Origin of the sequence: Campylobacter sp. RM9331, assembly GCF_020137685.1 — a bacterium.
Lineage (GTDB): Bacteria > Campylobacterota > Campylobacteria > Campylobacterales > Campylobacteraceae > Campylobacter_E.
The window spans coordinates 1-21185 of sequence record NZ_JACGBA010000022.1 but is presented as its reverse complement, the minus strand read 5'-3'; the positions used below and the strand labels follow the sequence as shown (position 1 = coordinate 21185).

The following is a 21185-nucleotide window of genomic DNA, read 5'->3' as shown; positions in this document are numbered from 1 at the left end:
ATGAATTTAAGTAAAGAAATAATCGCTCATAGAAAATATGAGCGAAAAAAATTTGTAATTATTGTATTTTTTATATTTTTGGGTATTTTAGGTTTTGTGTGTGATATAGCTGTAGGTCCATCTATGATAAGTCCTATTGAAGTTGTAAAATCAATTTTAAAAGCGTTTTTTATTGATATTGAAGTTGATAATACATCGTATATAATCACACATTCATTAAGATTACCTATGGCTGTTATGGCTTTAGTTGTGGGTGCTGCTTTAGGTTATGGTGGAGCATTAATTCAAACTTTACTTAACAATCCTATGGCAAGTCCATATACTTTAGGACTAGCTGCTGCGGCTGGTTTTGGAGCTTCACTTGTGATTGCATTTGGATTTGCAGGAATTAGTCTTTATTTTGCTGTTCCACTTGGTGCATTTACTATGACTATGGTTTGTTCTAGTGTTTTGTTTTTGTTTGCAAAATCAAGAGCTTTTAGTTCTGAAATGTTAATTTTAGTAGGTATTGCGCTTTTATTTTTATTTCAATCATTGTTATCTTTAGTGCAATACATAAGTGCACCTGAAATTTCTCAACAAATTGTTTTTTGGCTTTTTGGCTCACTTCAAAAATCAAATTGGACTAATGTAATTATAGTTGGAGTGGTTACGATTATTTGTGTTATTTTACTTATAAAGGATAGTTGGGCGTTGTGTGCTTTTAGACTAGGTGAAAATAGGGCTGAAGTTTTGGGCGTTAATTTATCTTATCTTAGATTTAAAGCATTGCTAATTGTATCAATTATGAGTGCAACGGCTATTTCTTTTGTAGGAGTTATTGGATTTATTGGGCTTGTATCTCCTTATATAGCTAGAATGCTTGTAGGAGAAGACCAAAGATTTTATATGCTTACATCTATGTTAATTGGTGCTGTATTTTTAAGTTTTTCTTCTGTGATTTCAAAGATTATAGTAATAGGGACTTTATTTCCTATTGGAATTGTTACTTCTTTTGTTGGAGTGCCATTTTTCTTTTTTATAGTATATAGTAGGAGAAGGGTATGCTAATCTTAAAAGATGTAAATGTTAAAAGAGCTAATAATTTAATATTAGATAAAATCAATTTAGAATTTGAAAATGGAAAAATATATGCAATAATAGGTGCAAATGGTGCTGGTAAAAGTTCACTTTTAGATGCAATTTTTGGCAGAGTAAAAGCAGATGGAAAAATTAGTTTAGATGATTTTATTTTAAATAAAAAAACTTATAAATCTTGGCAAAACAATATTGCTTATATGTTGCAAGATTTTAATTCTAATGCAAATCTTAGTGCTTTAGAAGTAGTTTTGCTTGGAAAATTAAAAAAATTAGGGCTTTTTATAAAAGATGAAGAATTAGAATTTGCATTGAATATAATGAAAGGTTTAAATATTAATCATTTAGCTAATAAAAATATAAACGCACTTTCAGGCGGACAAAGGCAGATGATAAGTTTTGCTCAAGTGTTAGCAAAAGAGCCAAAAGTATTATTACTTGATGAGCCTGTAAGTGCTTTAGATTTGCATTATCAATGCTTATTGCTTGAAGCTTTACAAAAGCAAACCTATACTAAAAACTTAATTAGTATTGTTGTTTTGCACGATTTAAATTTAGCTTCAAGGTTTTGCGATGAGCTTATAGTTTTACATAAAAATTTAGTTTATCAAAAAGGTTTAGCAAATGACATTATCACAAAACAAATGTTAAAAGATTTATATGATGTAAGTGTAAATGTTTTAGCTGATGAAAGTAAGCCTTTAATATCACTTTTAGGAACAAAATGAAAATTTATATAGCAATGCAAGATATTTATAAAGAAGGTTCTATAGGTCTTAGAATACTTAAAAATGAGTTTTTGAGCTTGGGTTTTGAGTGTGAGTTTTTTGTGTGGCAAGAGTATGAGAATTTAAAAGATTGTGTTATTTTGCCACTTGGTGTTTGGGATTATTCTCTTAAAGTAGATGAGTTTTTGAGATTTTTAGATTTTTGTGAGTTAAATAATATTATTTTGATAAATAATACAAAATTAATTAGAAAAAACTTAGATAAATCATATTTACTAGATATAAAAGACGCTGTAAAATCTAATATTGTAGATATTAAAGATATAAAATTAAAGCCAAATCAAATCATAAAACCCTTAATAGGTCAAAGCGGAAATGGTGTAGCAAGGTTTAATGATGATATTAATTTACAATTTTATAAAGATAAAGCCTTAATTCAAGAATACATTAATCACGATAGCGAAGCTTGTTTGGTATTTTTTGAAGGGGCATATCAATATAGTATTTTAAGAACTAAAAATAATGATTTTAGAGCAAACTATAATTATGGTGTAAAAATAGATGATTTTAATCCAAGTGATGAGCTTATATCTTTAGCTAGCAAATATATTCCAAAAGATAGCTTTTATGCAAGGTGTGATATATTTTTGGCTGATAGGTTTTATATAAATGAAATTGAATGTATTGAACCTGCTTTGTATTTTGATAAAAAGCCAGAGTTTGCAAGTATTTTTGCAAATAAAATGAAAAAATATTTAAATTCCTTAAAATTTTAAGGAATTTGATTTTAAGAATTTTCTAGATATTTTTTACTAACTTCTGCATATTCTAAAGCTTGGTTTTTAATAGCTTTTATTTCTTCATTGCTTAATTCTCTAACAACTTTTGCAGGACTTCCTTGAATTAATGAATTTGGTGGAAAAACTTTATTTTTAGTTACTAATGAATTTGCACCTATTATTGAGTTTTCATTAATAACCGCTCCATCCATAATCACACTTCCCATTCCTACTAATACATTGGAATTTATCGTGCAAGCGTGGATTATAGAGTTATGCCCTATAGTTACATAATCTTTTATTATACAAGGTGTTTTAGGGCTAATCTCAACTCCTAGTTCATTATATAAAGCTCTTGCTACATGAATTGTAGAATTATCTTGGATATTTGTGTATTTTCCTATTTTTATATTAGCTACATCTGCACGAATAACTGCATTAAACCATATTGATGAATATTCATCAATTGTAGTATCTCCAATGATTTTAGCTCCATTTGCTACAAAAACTGATTTATTTAAATTAGGATAAAAACTATCGTATTTAACTAACATTTGCTTTCCTTAATAATAATTTTTATTATATAATATAAAAAAGGAGAAAATATGAAGAAAATATTAGTTGTATTTTTATTAAATATAATACTTTTTGCTGATTCTATTACTCAACATAAGGCTGATAAAATTCAAGATTCAAGACTATTTGTTCAATCACACGATGGAAAATTATTTTGTCTTAGCCCTAAGTTAGCTGATGGAAGATTGCTAGTAGGTATGCAAGATTGTAAGAACTCAAGTATCACAAGATACGATGTATATAAAAGACTTGCTTTTAGATATAATGATAGTTGGGTTTGTGCATCGCTTGGGGATAGAATGAAAAATGGCAAGATGGGGAGCGATTATGTAGAACTTCGCCCTTGTGTATTAAACGATAAATCTCAATGGTTTGATATTAATAATGATGCTTTTAGCTTAAAGGCATTTTCAAATATGAAAATCACAGAAAAGAACTTTTTATTAGTGGCTACTAAAAATAATTTTGGTAATAAAATAAAAATTTTTGAAGGCGTTATGAAAGAATGGCTTGAAGCTATTGCGCCACCCGTAAATTATGCTTTAAAAACACCAATATATTTTTATGTAGAAAATAGAACAAGTGGAGTTAGAACTAAGTATTATTTGGGTAAAAATAATGCAAATAAAACCAATCCAACTAATTTTTATTATGATTTTAGTTCAGGTAAAATTGCTTTATATAACAATGGTAATTTTGAATGTTTAAAGACTAATTTATCTAATTTAAATGCTAGTTATTTAAGATTTGAGAAATGTAATTTTGAAGATAGAGAGAATGATTTTTATTGGAATTTAAATCTATTTGATGGTTCTTTTATAGTGGATAATAAAAATAATATTTTAGAAGTTGCAAGGGGCAGTGATTTAGGAAGATTATTTGTTGTTACAAAAGATTATTATAAAATTAATCTTGCGGGAAGTTCTTTAAAGAATACTCAATTTTTCTTTGATAGTAGTGTGTATGATTTATGGAATTTTAATTATAGAAATGCGGGATTTAATTCGCACAAATGTGGAAATGAAAGAAGAGTAAAAAGAGATTTAAATTTCTTTAACTTAGCTAATTTTAATGTTTTAGATGATAATTGGATAAGAAGACTTTATGCGATAACAAGAACAAGTGATAGTAGTAATGATGCTAGTGGAATTTGTGGAATTTGTATGCTGCAAACTTTTGAAATAGTATCTTTATTAACTCAAGTATATCCATATAATCCTGATTTAGCACTTGATAATAATGGTTATTTATTTGATTATAGCGAGCATAGAAGTCCTTTTGTGTCTTTTCAAAGAAGAAATCCAGCATTATATAATCTAATGCAAGGAGCTTTTAACTTTTGGGGAAATGAGTTGGTATTCGGAGAGCCAATTTATCATAGAGGAGTTAGGGCGATTTGGGCTTTAACTAGAAATATATTGCCAAGATTTGATTGGAGTTTAAGTTCAGTTTATACTGGAGATGATATTGGTAGAGAATTAATAAGACTTACCCGCTCTCCTGCTGGTTCTTTATATATAGCTTTAGTAAGCCTTAGTAATGGTAGAGCTCACGCTATTCCTATAGTTATTACAAATCACGGGGTTGTGGTAATTCCAACAAATAATGAAAATATAAGTGAAGAAGAATATTTAGAATTAGTAAGACCTGCTAATAATTTAAGAAGCTTAGAGCTTTCTGTTACGGCAAATGGAAGATATCAAATAGAGGCATTAACTTTAATTGGTTTAGTTGGAAATAGAGATAATGTATTAGGAGAATACTTAAATCAGTTTGATTGCACCGGAGATGGTAGTTTTAGAAGGGGTAATGGTAATTTCTTAAATCCAAATAATGCAAATACTTGCAATAATGGAAGATGTGAATTAATGGAAATTGATTTTATGTTTAGCAATTAAGCTAAACATAATCTCTTGGCTTTTTTAAAGACGGGATAAAAAATTGTATTTTATTTTTCAATAGTTTAAAATATTTACTAATTTTTGAGCGTTTTTTATTTTTAAAATTTTCTTGTGTTGAAGAAGTATTAATAATTCCTAATTTGATTAAAATTGGATAAATTGCATATAAATTGATAAATGTTTCATTACTTGTATATAAATCAGCTGGTAAGTGAAATTTATTCATTGCTTTAAATAATTTTTGTGCTCCATTATTAGTTATATAATATCCATATGCACCATTTCCTCTTCCTACTAATCTTTTTAAATTCCAATTTAAAATTTTTTTATTAAATCTTAATGAAAATGGACTTTCAATTCTAAAACCATCATCGCTATAAATTTGCCTTTGATGACCTAATAATAAAAGTTCTAAATCTTTAGGAAATTCATTTTTATATTTTAAAAATTCTAATAAATTTTCATCAAATACTGCATCATCTTCTAAAATAATTGCATCTTCTAGATTTTGCTCTATAATTTTTTGATAACACAATCTATGACTCATAGCGCAGCCTATTTCTCCAAGGCTTAAAGTTCTTTTGAATAATTTTAATTGTTCTTCTTTAGGATAGGTATTTTTTTTTATTTCATCTTCACTCAACGCTTTGCCATATACAGCTTTAATTATTTCATAATTAAGCCCTAAGCTTTCGCAAAGGGCTGTTATTTTTTGTCTTTTTTCTATATCTTGCTCAAGATTAATTATAAAGAATTTCAAGCAAATACGCCTTTTTGTGGCCCACTTTTGCCACAACAATCTTTATATTTCTTACCACTACCACAAGCACAAGGTTCATTTCTTGATTGCTTTTTGATAGGTTTTTCAATTTCTTGAATTTCTTCATTAGTTTCAGGCATTCTTAGTTGAATTATTAGTAATACTTTTATACTTTCACTTTTAATTCTTTCAACTAGCTCCATAAATAAATTATAACTTTCTCTTTTATATTCTACTAATGGGTCTTTTTGATTATATCCACGAAGACCAATACCTGTTTTTAAAATATCCATTTGATACAAATGCTCTCTCCAAGCACCATCTAAAACTTGTAGATATAATAATTTTTCAATTCTTTCCTTTTCACTATCAGGAACTATGCTAAATTTAACTTTTAACATAGTAGTTATTGCATCAATAATAACACTTCTGCTTTCTTCTGTGTTTAAAGTTTTTAATAATTCTAAATCTAGCTCTAAATTAATTTCATTTTTGAATAATTCAACTAAATTTTCAGCACTTAAATCATTTAAGTTATGAATTAAATAATCCACATATTCAGCTATATTTTGCTCAACTTTTGTCTCAATATCATAATTTGTATCTAGCAATTCATTTCTATATTTATATATAGTTTTTCTTTGTTCGTTTGCTACATCATCATATTCAAGTATATGTTTTCTACTTTCAAAATGAAGATTTTCTACCTTTTTTTGAGCACTTGCTACTGCACGAGTTACAAGTGAGCTTTCTATGCTTTCACCTTCAGCGATTTTTAATCTAGTAAAAATTGCTTTTAGCTTATCTCCACCAAAAATTCTTAATAAATTATCTTCAAGACTTAAATAAAATCTACTAACACCAGGATCACCTTGTCTTCCAGCACGACCACGCAATTGATTATCAATTCTACGGCTTTCGTGTCTTTCAGTTCCTATTATATATAAGCCACCTAATTCTCTAATCTCATCAGTAATTTTTATATCAACACCACGACCAGCCATATTAGTTGCAATAGTAACTGCTCCTTTTTTACCTGCATCTTTAATAATTTCTGCTTCGTGAGCGTGATTTTTAGCATTTAATACATTGTGAGCTATTTTTGCCTTTTTTAAATACTCGTGTAAAAGCTCGCTTTTTTCAATACTTGCAGTTCCAACTAATACAGGTTGTCCTTTTGCGTTAGCTTTTTTTATTTCATCAACTACGGCTTTAAATTTCTCATCTTGAGTTTTATAAATTAAATCATCTAAATCTTTTCTAATTACAGGCACATTAGTCGGGATTGTAATTACATCAAGGTTGTATATTTGAGAAAACTCAGTTGCTTCAGTTTGAGCTGTTCCTGTCATACCAGCAAGTTTTTCATACATTCTAAAATAATTTTGGTAGGTAATATCTGCTAAAGTTTGACTTTCTTCTTGGATTTTAACTCCTTCTTTAGCTTCAAGTGCTTGATGTAAGCCTTCGCTAAAGCGTCTTCCTTCGCTAATACGACCTGTGAATTCATCTACAATCATTACTTCGCCATCTTTAACAACATAATGAGTATCTTTTAAAAATAAATTATTAGCCTTTAAAGCTTGGTCTAATTGATGAGCTAAAATAGCATTATCAAGACTATATAAATTATCAACTCCAAATAGTTTTTCTGCTTTTGAAATTCCTTGCTCTGTAATTAAAATAGTTCTATTTTTCTCATCTGCTATAAAATCTCCACTAGGTTTTTCTTTAGGATCATCTGGTGCAACTCCGCGAACCATTTGCTTAGCTACTTCATTAGCTCTTATATAGCCATCTAATGTTCTATTGGTTGGCCCTGAAATTATCAATGGAGTTCTAGCTTCATCTATTAAAATACTATCAACTTCATCAACTATTACAAAATAATGTCCCCTTTGAACTTTATCTTCAGCATCAAAGCACATATTATCTCTTAAATAATCAAAACCAAATTCACTATTAGTTCCATAAACAATATCACACGCATAAACAGCTTTTCTATTTCTATGGTCGTTTCCTACTAAAATACCAACACTAAAACCAAGAAAATTATATATAGCACTCATCTCATTAGCATCTCTTGCTGCTAGATAATCATTTGTTGTTACTACATGAACGCCTTTTTTTGTCATTGCGTTTAATACCACAGGTAAGGTTGCTACTAAGGTTTTTCCTTCTCCTGTTTTCATTTCTGCTATGCTTTTATCATTTAAAACCATACCGCCTATTAATTGCACATCATAATGTCTCATTCCAAGCGTTCTTTTGCTAACTTCTCTTACTATTGCAAATACATCTTCTAAAACTAAATCTAAATTATTATTGTCTTCAAGCACTTTATTTTGTAGGTTTTGAAATTCGCTTTTAATTTCTTCGTCATTTAATTTTTGATATTTTTCTTCTAAAGAATTTATTTTTAATACTCTTTTTTTGTAGGCTTTAAGAAGTCTATCATTACGAGTTCCAAATATACATTTTGCTATATTTTTAAACATTTAAATTTACCTCTTGGTTTTGATTTTTGAATATAATTATATTTGTTAAAATAAATAAAAGGATATTTAAAAGGTATTTAAATGATTATTAAAAAAATCTTTTTGCTTTGTATTTGTGGAATTTTTGCTTTTGCATTTAAAATTGATAATATAAATTACAATAGTTTTGAAGCTGATTTTATTCAAAAAGTAGTTGATTTGAGTAATAAAACTTTAATATATGAAGGTAAATTTTATTATCAAAATGAAAAAAGTTTATGGCAATACTTAAACCCTGATGAAAAAAAAGTTTATATTACTAAAAATGAAGTTGTAATAATTGATGATGACTTAGAACAAGTAATTATTAGTAAAGAACAAATTGATTTAGCAAATATTTTAAAAAATGTTTCTTTATATGAAAAAAAAGAAGATTTTGTAATCTATAAAGCTAAGTATGATAATATAATTTATTATGTAAAAGTGCTTAATAATCTTTTAACAAATATAAGTTATAAAGATGAATTAGATAATCAAGTAAGCATAGATTTTATAAATTCAAAAATTAATTTAAAAATAAACGATGATATTTTTAAATATAGTATTCCAAAAAATTATGATGTAATAAGGTGAGGTTATGGTAATAGATATTGATTTAAAAGATAAAGCATATAAAGTTTATATAGATGAAGAATTAAAAATAAATAAAGATTATGTAATTTTAACTAATACAACTTTAGAAAAACTATACTTAAATGATGTTTTACAAAAAATAGGAAAACAACCAAAAGCGATAATAGTTATACCAGATGGAGAAGAATACAAAAATCAAGAAAGCGTTAATTATATTTTAGAAGAATTATTTAAGGCTGAAATTAGTAGAAGTGATTTGCTAATTAATCTTGGCGGTGGGGTAATTAGCGATATTGGTGGCTTTGTAGCTAGTATTTATAAGCGTGGAATAAAACATATAAATATAGCTACAACCTTACTTGCTAGTGTTGATGCAGCAGTAGGTGGTAAAACAGGCATAAACAATGCTTATGGTAAAAATCTAATAGGCACATTCAAGCAACCTAGTGCTGTTTATATTTTTACAAATTATTTTAAGACTTTAAAAAAGGCTGAATTAAGTGCTGCTATGGCTGAAGTTATTAAAATGGCTGTTTGTTTTGATTTGGATTTTTATAACAAATTAAGCAAATTAAGTTTTGATGATATTTTTGATAATATTTTAGAATTTGTAGAAAAATCAATAAAAATTAAAGCAAATGTAGTAATAAATGATGAGTTTGAAGATAATCTTAGAATGAAACTAAATTATGGTCATACTTTTGCTCATGTTATAGAAAATGAGACGAATTATAAAGGCTATTTACACGGAGAAGCTGTTGCTATTGGTATGGTTATGGCTAATAAATTGGCTTGTAATTTAGGTTTAATTTCAAAAGAATTTGAAATAAGTATTTTAAATACTTTAAAGAATTTTAATCTACCTACATTTTATAAAATCAATTCATCTTCTAAATTCTATGAAGGATTTTTTCAAGACAAAAAAACTCTAAGTGGAAAAATCAACTTTATTTTACCTAGCAAAGAAGATTTAAGCATTATTAAAAATGATATTTCAAAAGATGAAATATTAAAAGTTTTAAGGGAATTTGAATGAGATTTTTATTAGCTTTTTTTGTTTTTGTAACTTTTATTTATGCAGAAAATACAGAAGAATTTACAAAAAACCTTGAGGGCGTGTATTCTGTCAAAGAAAAATTGCATATTATAAATAATGAATTAAAAGACAATATCACTATAAAAAATTATAAAAATTATCAAGAATATTTAAGATTAAAAAATGAATTAAAAGAAGCAAATGAAAATTTATTAAAAGCTAAAAAAACTCAAAAAGAACAATTAGAAAATACCATAAAATCACTTGAAGATAAACTAAGTGTATTAAAAGATTATGAAAGCTACAGCGTAGTAAAGTATTTAAATCTACCAAGTGAGCCTACTGAATATAAAAAGATTTCAAATATTTATTTAGTTATTGAAGGTTTATCAGAGCGTAAAGAATTAGCTAATGAGAAAAAAGAATATGAAATAAAATTAAAAGATTTTACTACATTAGTATCTAAAATAGATAAGAAAACAAAGCTTTTACAAGAACTATATGACATTGAGCCAAGTGAGAATTTAAGTCAAGAATTAGTATATTCTATAAAAGAATTAAATGATTATAAAAGCGCTTTAGAAAATATCACAAATGCTTTTGAGATATTTAAAGTTAAGGCAAATAACACAATTAAGCTTATAAATAACGATATAAAAAAGCAATATGATAGTGCTATATTTTTTATAGCAATTATTATTTGCATATTTATTGCTAGGTATTTATTAGGTTTGATGCTTAGAAAATATGTTGATGATAAAGATAAAGTTTATACTTCTTTTAAGATTTTAAATATTTTTACTTTTATTATTGTTTCTATGTTTTCTATATTTTATTTTGTTGAGAATATAAGCTATTTAGTAAGCGTATTAGGATTTGCATCAGCTGGTCTTGCTATTGCTATGAAAGATATGTTTATGAGCTTACTTGGTTGGGCCACTTTACAATTTGGTGGTGGCTTTCATGTAGGTGATAGGGTAAAGGTTAGTAAAAATGGAGTTACTTATGTAGGAGATATTATTGATATTTCTTTACTTAAGATGACTATATACGAAGATGTTACATATACTACTTTTTTGACAAATCGTCGTGCTGGAAGAATTATTTACATACCAAATCACTATATTTTCACAGAATTAATATCAAATTATAATTATTCTTATATGAAAACCGTTTGGGATGGAATAGATATAGTAATAGATTTTTCAAGCAATCTTGAAAAGGCAAAACAAATAATTTTAGAATCAGCTAGTTCTCATACTCAAGCATTCAGCGATAGTGCAAAAAAAGCAATTCAAAAAATGAGAAATCATTATCAAATGAAAAATTCAGGAACAGACCCGAAACTATTCGTAATGCTAGAGCAATACGGGATTAAAATATCTATTTGGTATATGACAAATTCAAGAGAAGCTCTTAAAATGCGTTCAATAGTAAGTGAAGAAATTATTAAAAGATTAAAAGCAAGTGATGATATAAAATTAGCTTTCCCATCACAAACTATTTATATGGATAAAAGAAATAATCAGCCATTTTTAAAGGATAATAATGAAAATATATATTAAAACTTTTGGTTGTAGAACCAATATTTACGATAGCGAACTAATCAAAAGCTATATAAAAGATAATGAAATAATAAATGATGAATTACAAGCTGATATGATAGTAATCAATTCTTGCACGGTTACTAATCAAGCTGATTTAGGCTTAAAGCAATATATAAGACATATTAAAAATCATAATCCAAATACTAAGTTCATCTTAACAGGTTGTGCTGCGGCAAGTATTGGCAAAAGCTTATATGATAGCAAAATAGTTGATGGTGTAATGGGTGCGTCTTTAAAATCAAATATAAATAAGTTTATACTAAATCCAAAGGAATTTGATTTAGGAAATTTAAATTTCATAGATGAAAAAATAGTAAGCAATTACGAAAACCACACAAAAGCATTTGTTAAAATCCAAGAAGGCTGCGATTTTGCTTGTTCTTATTGTATTATTCCTAGTGTAAGGGGTGGGGCTAGAAGCTTAAAATTAGAGCAAATTATAAATCAGATAAAAACCCTAGCTAATAATGGTTATAAAGAAGTAGTTTTAACAGGCACAAATATAGGTAGTTACGGAAAGGATTTAAATCTATCTTTAGCAAAATTACTTAAAGAAATTAGCAAAATAAATGGGATTAAAAGAGTTCGTTTAGGTAGCATTGAGCCGGTTCAAATTGATGATGAGTTTAAAGAATTATTAGACGAAGATTTTATTGAAAAACATCTTCACATAGCCTTACAACACACAAATGAAAAAATGCTAAAACTAATGCAAAGAAGAAATAAAGCTTATAAAGACTTAGAATTATTTGAATATTTAGCTAATAAAGGTTATGCCTTAGGCACTGATTATATAGTAGGTCATCCAGGTGAGAGTGATGAAATATGGGCTGATGCTATTAATAATTTTAAGAAATTCCCTATAACTCATCTTCACGCTTTTGTGTATTCTAAAAGAGACGGGACAAAAAGCGTAGAATTAGCAAAGACTTTAGGCGAAGTTGATAAAAATATCTCAAAGCAAAGATTAAATGAGATTAAAGAAATTACTAGATTAAAAAATTATGAATTTAGAAAAAATCAAAAAGATTTAATAGTATTAGTAGAGCAGTTTAAAGACGGCTATTATCAAGGATACGACCAATATTTTAATCTAATTAAAATCAAATCAGATAAAGACTTATTAAAAACTTGGATAAATATTAAAGATTACGAGGTAGAAATTGACAAAAATAAAGCCATTTACTAAAAATATCAAAATAATAATCGCTTGCATAATTCTTGCAATTATAGCTTTAGGAATATTTTCGCTAAGTAAAAAAGAGCAAAATATATCTTTAAATGAGTTTTCATCATTAGAATTAAAAAATATTTCAAACGCTTACATTTATGAAAATATGCTTTATTTTTCAATAAATGATAAAGATTATAAAATTCTAGCTGATGAAGAAATAATCAAAAAAATCTTAAAATACAAAAGCGTAGAAAATAAAACAGAATTTGATTATTCAATAATTTTAGTTTTTATTATGATAATAATTTTTATTTATTATCTAATATACTTAAGAAATCTTAGCACAAAGCAAGGTATATCAAATCATCCAATTAATAATGTCTTAAAACCTGAATTTAGATTTGTTATCAAAACAGATAGTAATTTTAATGATGTTATAGGTCAGTTTAAAGCCAAGGAAGAATTAAGAAAATTAAGCTCTATTTTTAAAACCAACAATCCTTGCTTAATAAAAGGAGTTTTGTTAACAGGTGCTAGTGGAGTAGGTAAGACTATGTTAGCAAGAGCTTTAGCAAATGAGTGTGGAGTTAATTTTTTATACCAAAGTGCAAGTAGTTTTAATGAAATTTTTGTAGGTCTTGGAGCAAAAAGGGTTAGAGAATTGTTTGCAAATGCTAAAAAATTAGCACCTTGTATAGTATTTATTGATGAAATTGACGCACTTGGAAAGCAGCGTGGCAATGCTTTAGCAAACGATAGTGAAAATACACTTAATGAATTGCTAACTCAAATAGACGGCTTTGCAGAGCTTAAAAATGTCTTAGTAATTGCTGCTACAAATAGAGCTGATGTTTTAGATACGGCTTTACTTAGAAGATTTGATAAAAAAATTCATTTTACCTTACCAAATTATAGCGACAGAATAGAGTTCTTTAAACAACTTATTAAAAAAGATTTAATAAGTTCTGATTTTAATTTAGATTATTTAGCTTATATTTCAAAAGGTTTTAGCGGGGCTTCTTTTAAAAGCTTAGAAAATGAATTGTTGCTAAGAGATAGATTAAGCGAAAGAGAAATAATAAATGAGATTTTAGTGATAAAGCACGGCATTAGCGAAGATTTAGAATTAAGCGAAAACGAGCAATATATTCAAGCTATTTATCAAGCAGGTAAAATCACTATGGCAAAGATTTGTGATGCGAATTTAATTTATGCTAATTTATTTACATTTGAGTATTTTTATCCAAACGAGCATATAAAATCATTTTCAGAAATAAAAAACGAAATCAAAATTCTTTTATCAGGAATGTTAGCAAATGAATTATTTTTAGGCGAAAATTACAATAATTTTTCTAAAGATAGAGATAAAATACAAGAATTAAGCAAATTTTATGTGGAATTTGAAATATCATCTTTAGAAGAAGAATGTAAAGAATATTTAAAAGCTTATGAAGAAGAGATTAAAAATACAGCAAATGAATTGCTTTTAAATAAAGAAATATTTTTTTAAAGGATAAAAATGGATATTATAAAAATAGGGATAATTACGAGTTCAGATAGAGCAAGTGCAGGAGTTTATGAAGATATTAGTGGAGCAGAGATTAGAAAAATTATGCAAGAATATTTATTAAATGAAATTGATTTTAAATACTCATTAATCCCTGATGAAGAAGAGTTGATTACAAATGAGATTATTAAAATGTCTGATGAATTTGAATGCGATTTGGTATTTACCACAGGTGGAACAGGACCAGCTTTAAGAGATGTTACACCAGAAGCAACAAAAAAAGCAATCGAGCGTGAATTACCAGGCTTTGGAGAATTAATGCGTGCAAGCTCACTTAAGATTGTCCCAACAGCAATCCTAAGCCGTCAATTAGCAGGGACAAGGGGTAAAACTCTAATAATCAATCTTCCAGGTAAGCCAAAAGCAATTCGTGAATGTATAGAGCCTATTTTTCCTGCGATACCATATTGCCTAGACTTAATGAATGCAAGTTATATAAACGAGAGCGAAAATGCACCAAAGGTATTTAGACCTAAAAGTAAGTAAAAAATATTCAAAAATGCACATAAGTGCAATAATTATTTAATAAAAAAAATTATAATTTAGAACTTTAATTTTTTAAGGAGAATAATATGAATAGGAAAATTGTGTTTTCATTAGTATTATTATCGGCTTTTTCTTATGCAAATGCAGAGAATAGAGTGGAATTACAAATAGGTATAGTGGATACTGATAATGCAAATCAGCATAGTAATCACTTAAATAAATGTATTAATTCTGTGCCTGGCAACAGAAGTGTTGATGGCTTAAACGATTGTGCTAAGCTAAGAAAGATGAACGATAAATTTTATGTTCAATGTTTTGCAAACCCAGATATAAGTGATGATACTTACAAAATTTTGTCTGAAAATTCGAGTTATTTCCATTTAATAAATATCTTAACTCAAAAAGGCGATGTTGTTAAAAACCCAGAAAAGGTTAGATATGAAGCATTAAGACAATGTGGAGTTAGCTATTTTGATGCTAGAATGTATTCAGCTTATAAAATGGCTGTTAAATATACACCTTATGAAGAAGCTACAAAATTTGTTAATAGCTATAGAGATAATGTTATTAAAAAGAAATTAAATGAAATTAAAAATACAGACAAAGAAGTATGTAAAAAAGTTTTTGAAGCAGAATTGAATTATATAAATAATTCTCAAAAAGGCTTAGATGATATTGATTACGACCCATATTATGCTGCAGTTGGTTTTAGAACACCTGAAGTTCAAAATTTTTCATCTAGTAAAACATTTTCAACTAATGTTAAGTTAAAATCAGATTTAGATGGTAATGATAAGAAAAAGTTTATAGAAGAATATTATAAAGAATTTCATGCAAATACAACAGGTAGAGTTATAGTTTCAAGTAGTCCAACTGTTATTAATAGTCAATATTTAGTGTATTTATTAGACCAAAATGAGTTTGCAGGTAGCAATGGTTGGGTATATAGAAACTTTTCAAATGTTGTTGGTGATAAAACAAATGCAGGTGATATTCAAGGAATGAAAGGTTGTTCTAGCTTATTAAATGGTAGCTTAACAACTTATAGTATTGCTTCTTGGGACGTTAATAAATTAATTTTTGTTAATGAAAATTATAATAACTCTGTAGTATTAGGTGTTTGTGATGTTTATAATAAATATTTAGAATTAAACAATAATCCTAATACTTTTGCTAAAGACAGAGCTTTAGAAGCTATAATTTTAAAGAATTCAAAAATTAAACCTTTTGATTATGGTGATTTGCTATCAGATTATAATGATAATAAAAATGGCAATCGTGTGAATGATTATGCCGGTGGTGTTAGCAAGTGCTATAATTATGATTTAGAGCATTATTCATCACAATATTCAAGAGCTAATTATTTTGATTATTTAAATCAAGAAGATTTTAGAAAAGATGATGCTAAGGAGATTGTAAGAAAAAATTATGTGTTTAGTATTCACAAAAATAACACTACTAGAAAAGGTATTGTTTTAGGAGATGATGATACTTATAATTTCAGTGTAAATGTTAGACCTTCATTTGTAACTAACAAACAATATAATTCTCAAGGAAAAGGGTCTGTTGTAACTACACAAGTATCAAATCTAGCTGTTAAATTTATCCCTGATGCTAATTATTATCAAATAACAAATGAAGCAAATCAAACTGATAAAAAAGATAGCAAACCTTTAAAAGTTACTAATTTAGATGATGTATATATTGCTTTAAATAATAATAAAACTCCATTTAACGCTGAAGATAGAAAAGCAAATAATATTTCAGTTAAATATTATTTAACAAGTTTTGAATTAACAAAGCAAAGAATGGCAGATGCGAATGGTGCAGTAGATTCTAAAACAGAAGTGATTTCAACCAATACTAAATATGAATTAGTTCAGAAAGAAAACATAACTGGTTTTGGATTAAAATTTACAAAAGATACATTCAAAAAACTAGCTAAAATTGATGATAATGATTTATTAAAAGGTAATGTTTATAAATTCACATTTAAACCTTTAGAAATTATTGAAGAAATTACCGAAACAAATAGAGAAGAAGTATGTCCAACAAGTGGTGCTTGCAAAATTCAAGAAGTAAAAAGAACTTATGAAAGACCAATGTTTCAAGCTTCAGGTGTTGATATTGTAAAAGGTGCTCCAAAGGGTAGTGTAGAAATTATCTTAGGTCATAGTGAAATGCCAAATGGTATTAATTTTGGAACAGCTTATAATAATATTGATGCTACTAAAATATTAGAAAATAATAAAATTGCTTCAAATACAAAGGTAGCTGATAAGATTTATACAAGAACAAGTAGTCAAGATATATATTTAGGCTTTACAAAACCAGATGTTAAAGTTCTTTATAAACAATACATTAAGTTTTATAATGGTTCTGATGAGTTAAATGCAGATATTTATAACGGAACTCAAAAACTTTCAAAATCAACTACAGAATGTAAAGGTTATTATCCAATTGATAACAAAATGGTTTTACATTTAAAAGATAAATTAGCTGTAAATCAAAATTATCAATTTAGATACGAAATTGCAGAATACGATAACATTTTTGAAGAATGTTCAGTATTAGGCGATAGAAGTTCAAATACATTCTCAATTAGACCAGATAGCATTACTTATAAAGTAGGCACACTTGATACATTTGATAAAAAAGCAGGTAAAGAAGATAAAAAATATCCAAACAATAATGTAACTTTCACTGCGGATTTAAAAGATGATAGATTTGGAATTAGTGTTGCAGAATTAAAAGTAAGTGATTCAAAAGGTAGTGTTAAGAAATTCTATTTAGAAGATAAAAACTCAGTTCAATTAAATCAAGTTGGCTCAAAAGCTGCTAGTAGAACATTTGTTGATTTTAATAAAACAAATGGTAATTTTGATATAAAAACCGTGTTTCCTTTAGTAACAGACGCTCAAATAGCATTCTCTGAAAATAAATTTACTATAGGAGATTTAGAGCAAGATTTATGCGTAAATTCTAATGTTGCTGTAGATATTACTAATGCTAATAAGATTAATTCAGATGGTAAAATTAACTGCCAAACTCCAGGTAATGAACTTACTGTTAATTTTATAGCAGATGAGACACTAGGATTACAAATTGATAATACGAATATGGCTATTAGACCTTATTTAACAAATACAAGCTTTACTAATTATGTTCCATTTAGTGATAATGACTCTGAAAGATTGGCATTACCATTGCAAGTAGCTAATAAAAATACTAATAATTATTTTTATAAAAAATTTGCTAATGATGACGCAACTATTAATATTAATTTAGGGTATGACCCAACACCAAATGTAAATAAAGTAATTATTAAAGCTGATTCAGAAACTTTAGGCGTAACAGCTACAAGTGGAACAAAAGGTGGATTTAAGGTAACTGGATTAAATAGTGGATTTGACAATGCTTTAAGTTTAATTGACCCAAGTGCTAAACTAAGCACCTATGATGATAGCAAGTTTAGTGCAAAAGAATTTGGTAAAATTTTAGTTAAAATTGGTTATCCAAAATACGATGGCACTAAGCCTAATTTAGACCCTAAATTCTTAATAAAATCTGCAGAAGCAGAGATTAAGTTTAATGGTGGCGGTAGTTTAAATGTAAGTAATTTATTAACAAATCCTTATGAGTTTGCTTATACAGGTTTATTCTTTAAAGATTTAAATAAAAACACAGGAACAACTCGCAAAATTAGTGAAACTGACGCTTGGGTATTTAAATACGATAATAATAAATTTGTAAAAATGGATTCTAAGAATTTAAGTAATTATTCAAAAGTATATAATGATGCTAAAGGTGGATTTAGCTTTATTTCTGATTATTCTAAAAAAGAAATACCTGGAGATACTTACGAAGTTCCAACTAATTTAGAAAACAACCAATATATAAAAGATACTTTAAGATTTAGAGTAAAGGATAAAGCATTTAGCTATCTTGATTCTGACGCTACATTTACAATTGAATTTGTAAAATAATTATCTAGCCCTTAGTTTATCTAAGGGCTTTTATTTTTAACATATATTTCTTATTAATTTATTTACTATTTTTTAACATTATTTTAACTTAGCATAAATAGAATTAGCGATTTTAATTATTAAAATATTAAAGGAGCTATATGAAATTATCTTACAAAATTACTTTATTTGCTTTTGTTTCATTACTGATTATTAATTTAAGTGCTATTTTAGTAGCTAGTAAAGGTATGAATGAATTAGACAATATCGCTCAAGAAGCTCTTGATAATATGAGTGTTGATGATGCGAAAAAAACAGCAGTTAGTATTACTAGCTTAATTACTTCAATGTCTAAAAAAATTCATTCAACAAGTGAAAATCAAGAAAGTTATAATAAAAATATTCTTACATTTTTAAGTGAATTAGACTTAAAAAATCGCTCTGTTAATTTATTTGTAATTAATAAAAAAGGCGAATATGTAATGCACTATCTAAAAGATAGAATTGGTGAAAATGCTTATAATAAAAAAGATTCTAATGGTAAATTATACATACAAGAAATAATTCAAACAGCAAATAATGGTGGTGGATTTGTAACAACCCATATGAAAGCTGATAAGACAAGACCAGAAAGAGATGTGGTGTATTATGTAGAAAAAGATAGTTTCAATGATTATGTATATATAAGCGTAATTTACTTAGTAGAAGCTAAAGAAGAAATAGCAGAAATTAGTGCAAAAGTATTAGATAAGAAAAATGAAGTTGTTTTAAACTATTCTGTATTTGCAGTTATTTTATGTATTATTATTCTTGCTTTATGGCTGATTGTTATTAGAATTTGGATTAGCAAACCATTAAATGAACTAACCCAAAAAGCTTATGATTTATCTAAAGGAGATGGGGATTTAACTAAACTTTTAGAAATAAAAGGCAAAGATGAAATAGCAAGTGCTAGTAAAGCTATAAATGATTTCATTGGTAAGATTAGGATTTTAATTAACGAAGTAAAACAAATATCTTATGAAAATAAAACAATAGCAGCCGAGCTTAGTAGTGTTAGTATGCAAACAGGAAAAAGAAGTGAAGAAAGCTTTAATATAGTTGAAAATGTTGTTGAAGAAGGTAAATTAACCAAGGATAGTTTATCATCAGGTATAAATAGTGCCAATGATAGTAAAAATGAACTAAGAGGTAGCACAACTAGTATTCACGAGACCATTAATGCTATTAATTCATTAACTAATCAAATAAATCATAGTGCAGATATAGAAAGTGCTTTAGCTAGTAAGATTGAGCAATTAAGCCGTGATGCTGATAATGTTAAATCTATTTTAGAAATAATTAACGATGTAGCAGACCAGACTAACTTACTTGCACTAAATGCTGCAATAGAAGCTGCAAGAGCAGGAGAGCATGGGCGTGGATTTGCCGTAGTAGCTGATGAAGTAAGAAGCCTAGCAGAAAGAACTCAAAAAAGCCTTAGTGAAATAAATGCAACAATAAGTGTTATAGTTCAAGGTATTAAAGATGCAAGCGAGCAAATGAGTGATAATTCTAAACAAATTAGTAATTTAACAAATGTTGCAAATGGTAGCGAAGAGCTAATTAAAAATATGGAACAAAAATTAAAAGAAGCAATAATTAGTAGTGATAAGACCGTGGATAATTATATCAACGCTAGCAAACAAATTGAAGATATTTTAAATGAAGTTTCACAAATTGCAAAAATCACTAATGAAAACGCAAGAAGTGTAGAAGAAATAGCAAAAGCTGCAAGTCAATTAACTAATATCAGCGAAGAATTAGATAAAAAATTAAGCGAATTTAAATCATAATATATTCTTGCTAAGATTTTGTATTTAAGGAGTTTTAATGTCTTGGATATACTTAATCTTAGCAGGTGCTTTTGAGATTGGTTGGCCTATTGGCTTTAAATTAGCTAGTAATGGCTCAAAAATATGGATAGTGTTTTCTATAGTATCAATGGGGCTTAGCGGGTTATTTTTGTATTTAGCGCAAAAAAATATTCCTATCAGCACAGCTTATATTGTATGGACTGGTATTGGTGGGTTAGGAACGGCTTTGATTGGGATTATGGTTTTTAATGATAGTATTAGCTTTTTAAAACTTATGTTTTTAAGTCTTATATTAATAGGGTTAGTTGGAATTAAAATTGTAAGTTGATATTAAAAAAGATATATTTTAATAATTTGTTTATTTTATTAAATCTTATAAATATTTATATAACTTAGAATATATTTATATAAAATATTTAAAAATATTTTTAATTTTATAAATACCCCCCCCCATTTTGTTAGTAATTGATTAACCTTTATATATTGATTTTTAACTATAATAAAGCATTTTTCATTTATTTTTTAGGGGAGAAAATGAATAGAACTATAAAATTATCTTTAAT

15 protein-coding genes and 2 pseudogenes are annotated in these 21185 nt (G+C 27.1%); 14 read left to right on the top strand and 3 right to left on the bottom strand.

What is annotated here, in order from left to right; all coding sequences use genetic code 11:
* Genes AVBRAN9331_RS08425 through AVBRAN9331_RS08415 form a run of 3 tightly spaced genes read left to right on the top strand, consistent with a single transcriptional unit; the run spans position 1 to position 2581 of the window.
* Positions 1 to 1050 (top strand): FecCD family ABC transporter permease, encoded by a 1050-nt coding sequence (locus AVBRAN9331_RS08425; RefSeq protein ID WP_336612805.1) that lies wholly within the window; start codon positions 1 to 3, stop codon positions 1048 to 1050.
* Entirely contained in the window at positions 1044 to 1805 is a 762-nt protein-coding gene (locus AVBRAN9331_RS08420) for an ABC transporter ATP-binding protein (protein WP_336612804.1), read from the top strand. Before AVBRAN9331_RS08425 ends, AVBRAN9331_RS08420 begins: the two co-directional genes overlap by 7 nt.
* Positions 1802 to 2581 carry an ATP-grasp domain-containing protein gene (locus tag AVBRAN9331_RS08415; RefSeq protein ID WP_214120340.1) on the top strand — a complete coding sequence of 260 codons (780 nt, stop codon included), beginning with the start codon at positions 1802 to 1804 and terminating at the stop codon, positions 2579 to 2581. Before AVBRAN9331_RS08420 ends, AVBRAN9331_RS08415 begins: the two co-directional genes overlap by 4 nt.
* A gap of 11 nt (positions 2582 to 2592) precedes the next feature.
* Here the strand turns inward: AVBRAN9331_RS08415 and AVBRAN9331_RS08410 are convergent, their stop codons facing one another.
* A complete protein-coding gene (locus AVBRAN9331_RS08410; protein ID WP_336612803.1) occupies positions 2593 to 3138 on the bottom strand; it encodes a gamma carbonic anhydrase family protein in 546 nt (181 codons plus the stop codon).
* A gap of 51 nt (positions 3139 to 3189) precedes the next feature.
* On the opposite strand from AVBRAN9331_RS08410, the gene AVBRAN9331_RS08405 reads away from it, so the two are divergent.
* Positions 3190 to 5058 (top strand): DUF1561 family protein, encoded by a 1869-nt coding sequence (locus AVBRAN9331_RS08405; RefSeq protein ID WP_336612802.1) that lies wholly within the window; start codon positions 3190 to 3192, stop codon positions 5056 to 5058.
* A gap of 1 nt (position 5059) precedes the next feature.
* Here the strand turns inward: AVBRAN9331_RS08405 and AVBRAN9331_RS08400 are convergent, their stop codons facing one another.
* On the bottom strand, positions 5060 to 5821 hold the full coding sequence (locus tag AVBRAN9331_RS08400; protein ID WP_336612801.1) for a glycosyltransferase family 25 protein: 762 nt from the start codon (positions 5819 to 5821) through the stop codon (positions 5060 to 5062).
* Positions 5818 to 8319 carry a preprotein translocase subunit SecA gene (gene secA / locus AVBRAN9331_RS08395; RefSeq protein ID WP_267523543.1) on the bottom strand — a complete coding sequence of 834 codons (2502 nt, stop codon included), beginning with the start codon at positions 8317 to 8319 and terminating at the stop codon, positions 5818 to 5820. Before secA ends, AVBRAN9331_RS08400 begins: the two co-directional genes overlap by 4 nt.
* An 81-nt stretch (positions 8320 to 8400) precedes the next feature.
* Between secA and lolA the strand changes: the two genes are divergently transcribed.
* From lolA to AVBRAN9331_RS08350, 10 genes and pseudogenes are all read left to right on the top strand, one after another.
* On the top strand, positions 8401 to 8931 hold the full coding sequence (lolA, locus tag AVBRAN9331_RS08390; RefSeq protein WP_214118404.1) for a LolA-like outer membrane lipoprotein chaperone: 531 nt from the start codon (positions 8401 to 8403) through the stop codon (positions 8929 to 8931).
* A 4-nt stretch (positions 8932 to 8935) separates the two neighbouring features.
* Positions 8936 to 9967 (top strand): 3-dehydroquinate synthase, encoded by a 1032-nt coding sequence (gene aroB / locus AVBRAN9331_RS08385; protein WP_214118405.1) that lies wholly within the window; start codon positions 8936 to 8938, stop codon positions 9965 to 9967.
* A complete protein-coding gene (locus AVBRAN9331_RS08380; protein ID WP_214118407.1) occupies positions 9964 to 11532 on the top strand; it encodes a mechanosensitive ion channel domain-containing protein in 1569 nt (522 codons plus the stop codon). Before aroB ends, AVBRAN9331_RS08380 begins: the two co-directional genes overlap by 4 nt.
* Positions 11516 to 12763 carry a tRNA (N(6)-L-threonylcarbamoyladenosine(37)-C(2))-methylthiotransferase MtaB gene (mtaB, locus tag AVBRAN9331_RS08375; protein ID WP_214118410.1) on the top strand — a complete coding sequence of 416 codons (1248 nt, stop codon included), beginning with the start codon at positions 11516 to 11518 and terminating at the stop codon, positions 12761 to 12763. Before AVBRAN9331_RS08380 ends, mtaB begins: the two co-directional genes overlap by 17 nt.
* Entirely contained in the window at positions 12738 to 14258 is a 1521-nt protein-coding gene (locus AVBRAN9331_RS08370) for an AAA family ATPase (protein WP_336612800.1), read from the top strand. Before mtaB ends, AVBRAN9331_RS08370 begins: the two co-directional genes overlap by 26 nt.
* Positions 14259 to 14267: 9 nt before the next feature.
* On the top strand, positions 14268 to 14801 hold the full coding sequence (gene mog, locus AVBRAN9331_RS08365; RefSeq protein WP_214150363.1) for a molybdopterin adenylyltransferase: 534 nt from the start codon (positions 14268 to 14270) through the stop codon (positions 14799 to 14801).
* An 86-nt stretch (positions 14802 to 14887) separates the two neighbouring features.
* Positions 14888 to 18787 carry a hypothetical protein gene (locus tag AVBRAN9331_RS08360; protein WP_336612799.1) on the top strand — a complete coding sequence of 1300 codons (3900 nt, stop codon included), beginning with the start codon at positions 14888 to 14890 and terminating at the stop codon, positions 18785 to 18787.
* A 140-nt stretch (positions 18788 to 18927) separates the two neighbouring features.
* Positions 18928 to 19743 (top strand): annotated as a pseudogene (locus AVBRAN9331_RS09900) (cache domain-containing protein); the annotation flags it as partial.
* Between the two features lie 363 nt (positions 19744 to 20106).
* A pseudogene (locus AVBRAN9331_RS09895) lies at positions 20107 to 20601 on the top strand (methyl-accepting chemotaxis protein); the annotation flags it as partial.
* 37 nt (positions 20602 to 20638) lie between these two features.
* A complete protein-coding gene (locus AVBRAN9331_RS08350) occupies positions 20639 to 20950 on the top strand; it encodes a DMT family transporter (RefSeq protein ID WP_214118419.1) in 312 nt (103 codons plus the stop codon).
* The last annotated feature ends 235 nt before the right edge of the window (positions 20951 to 21185 follow it).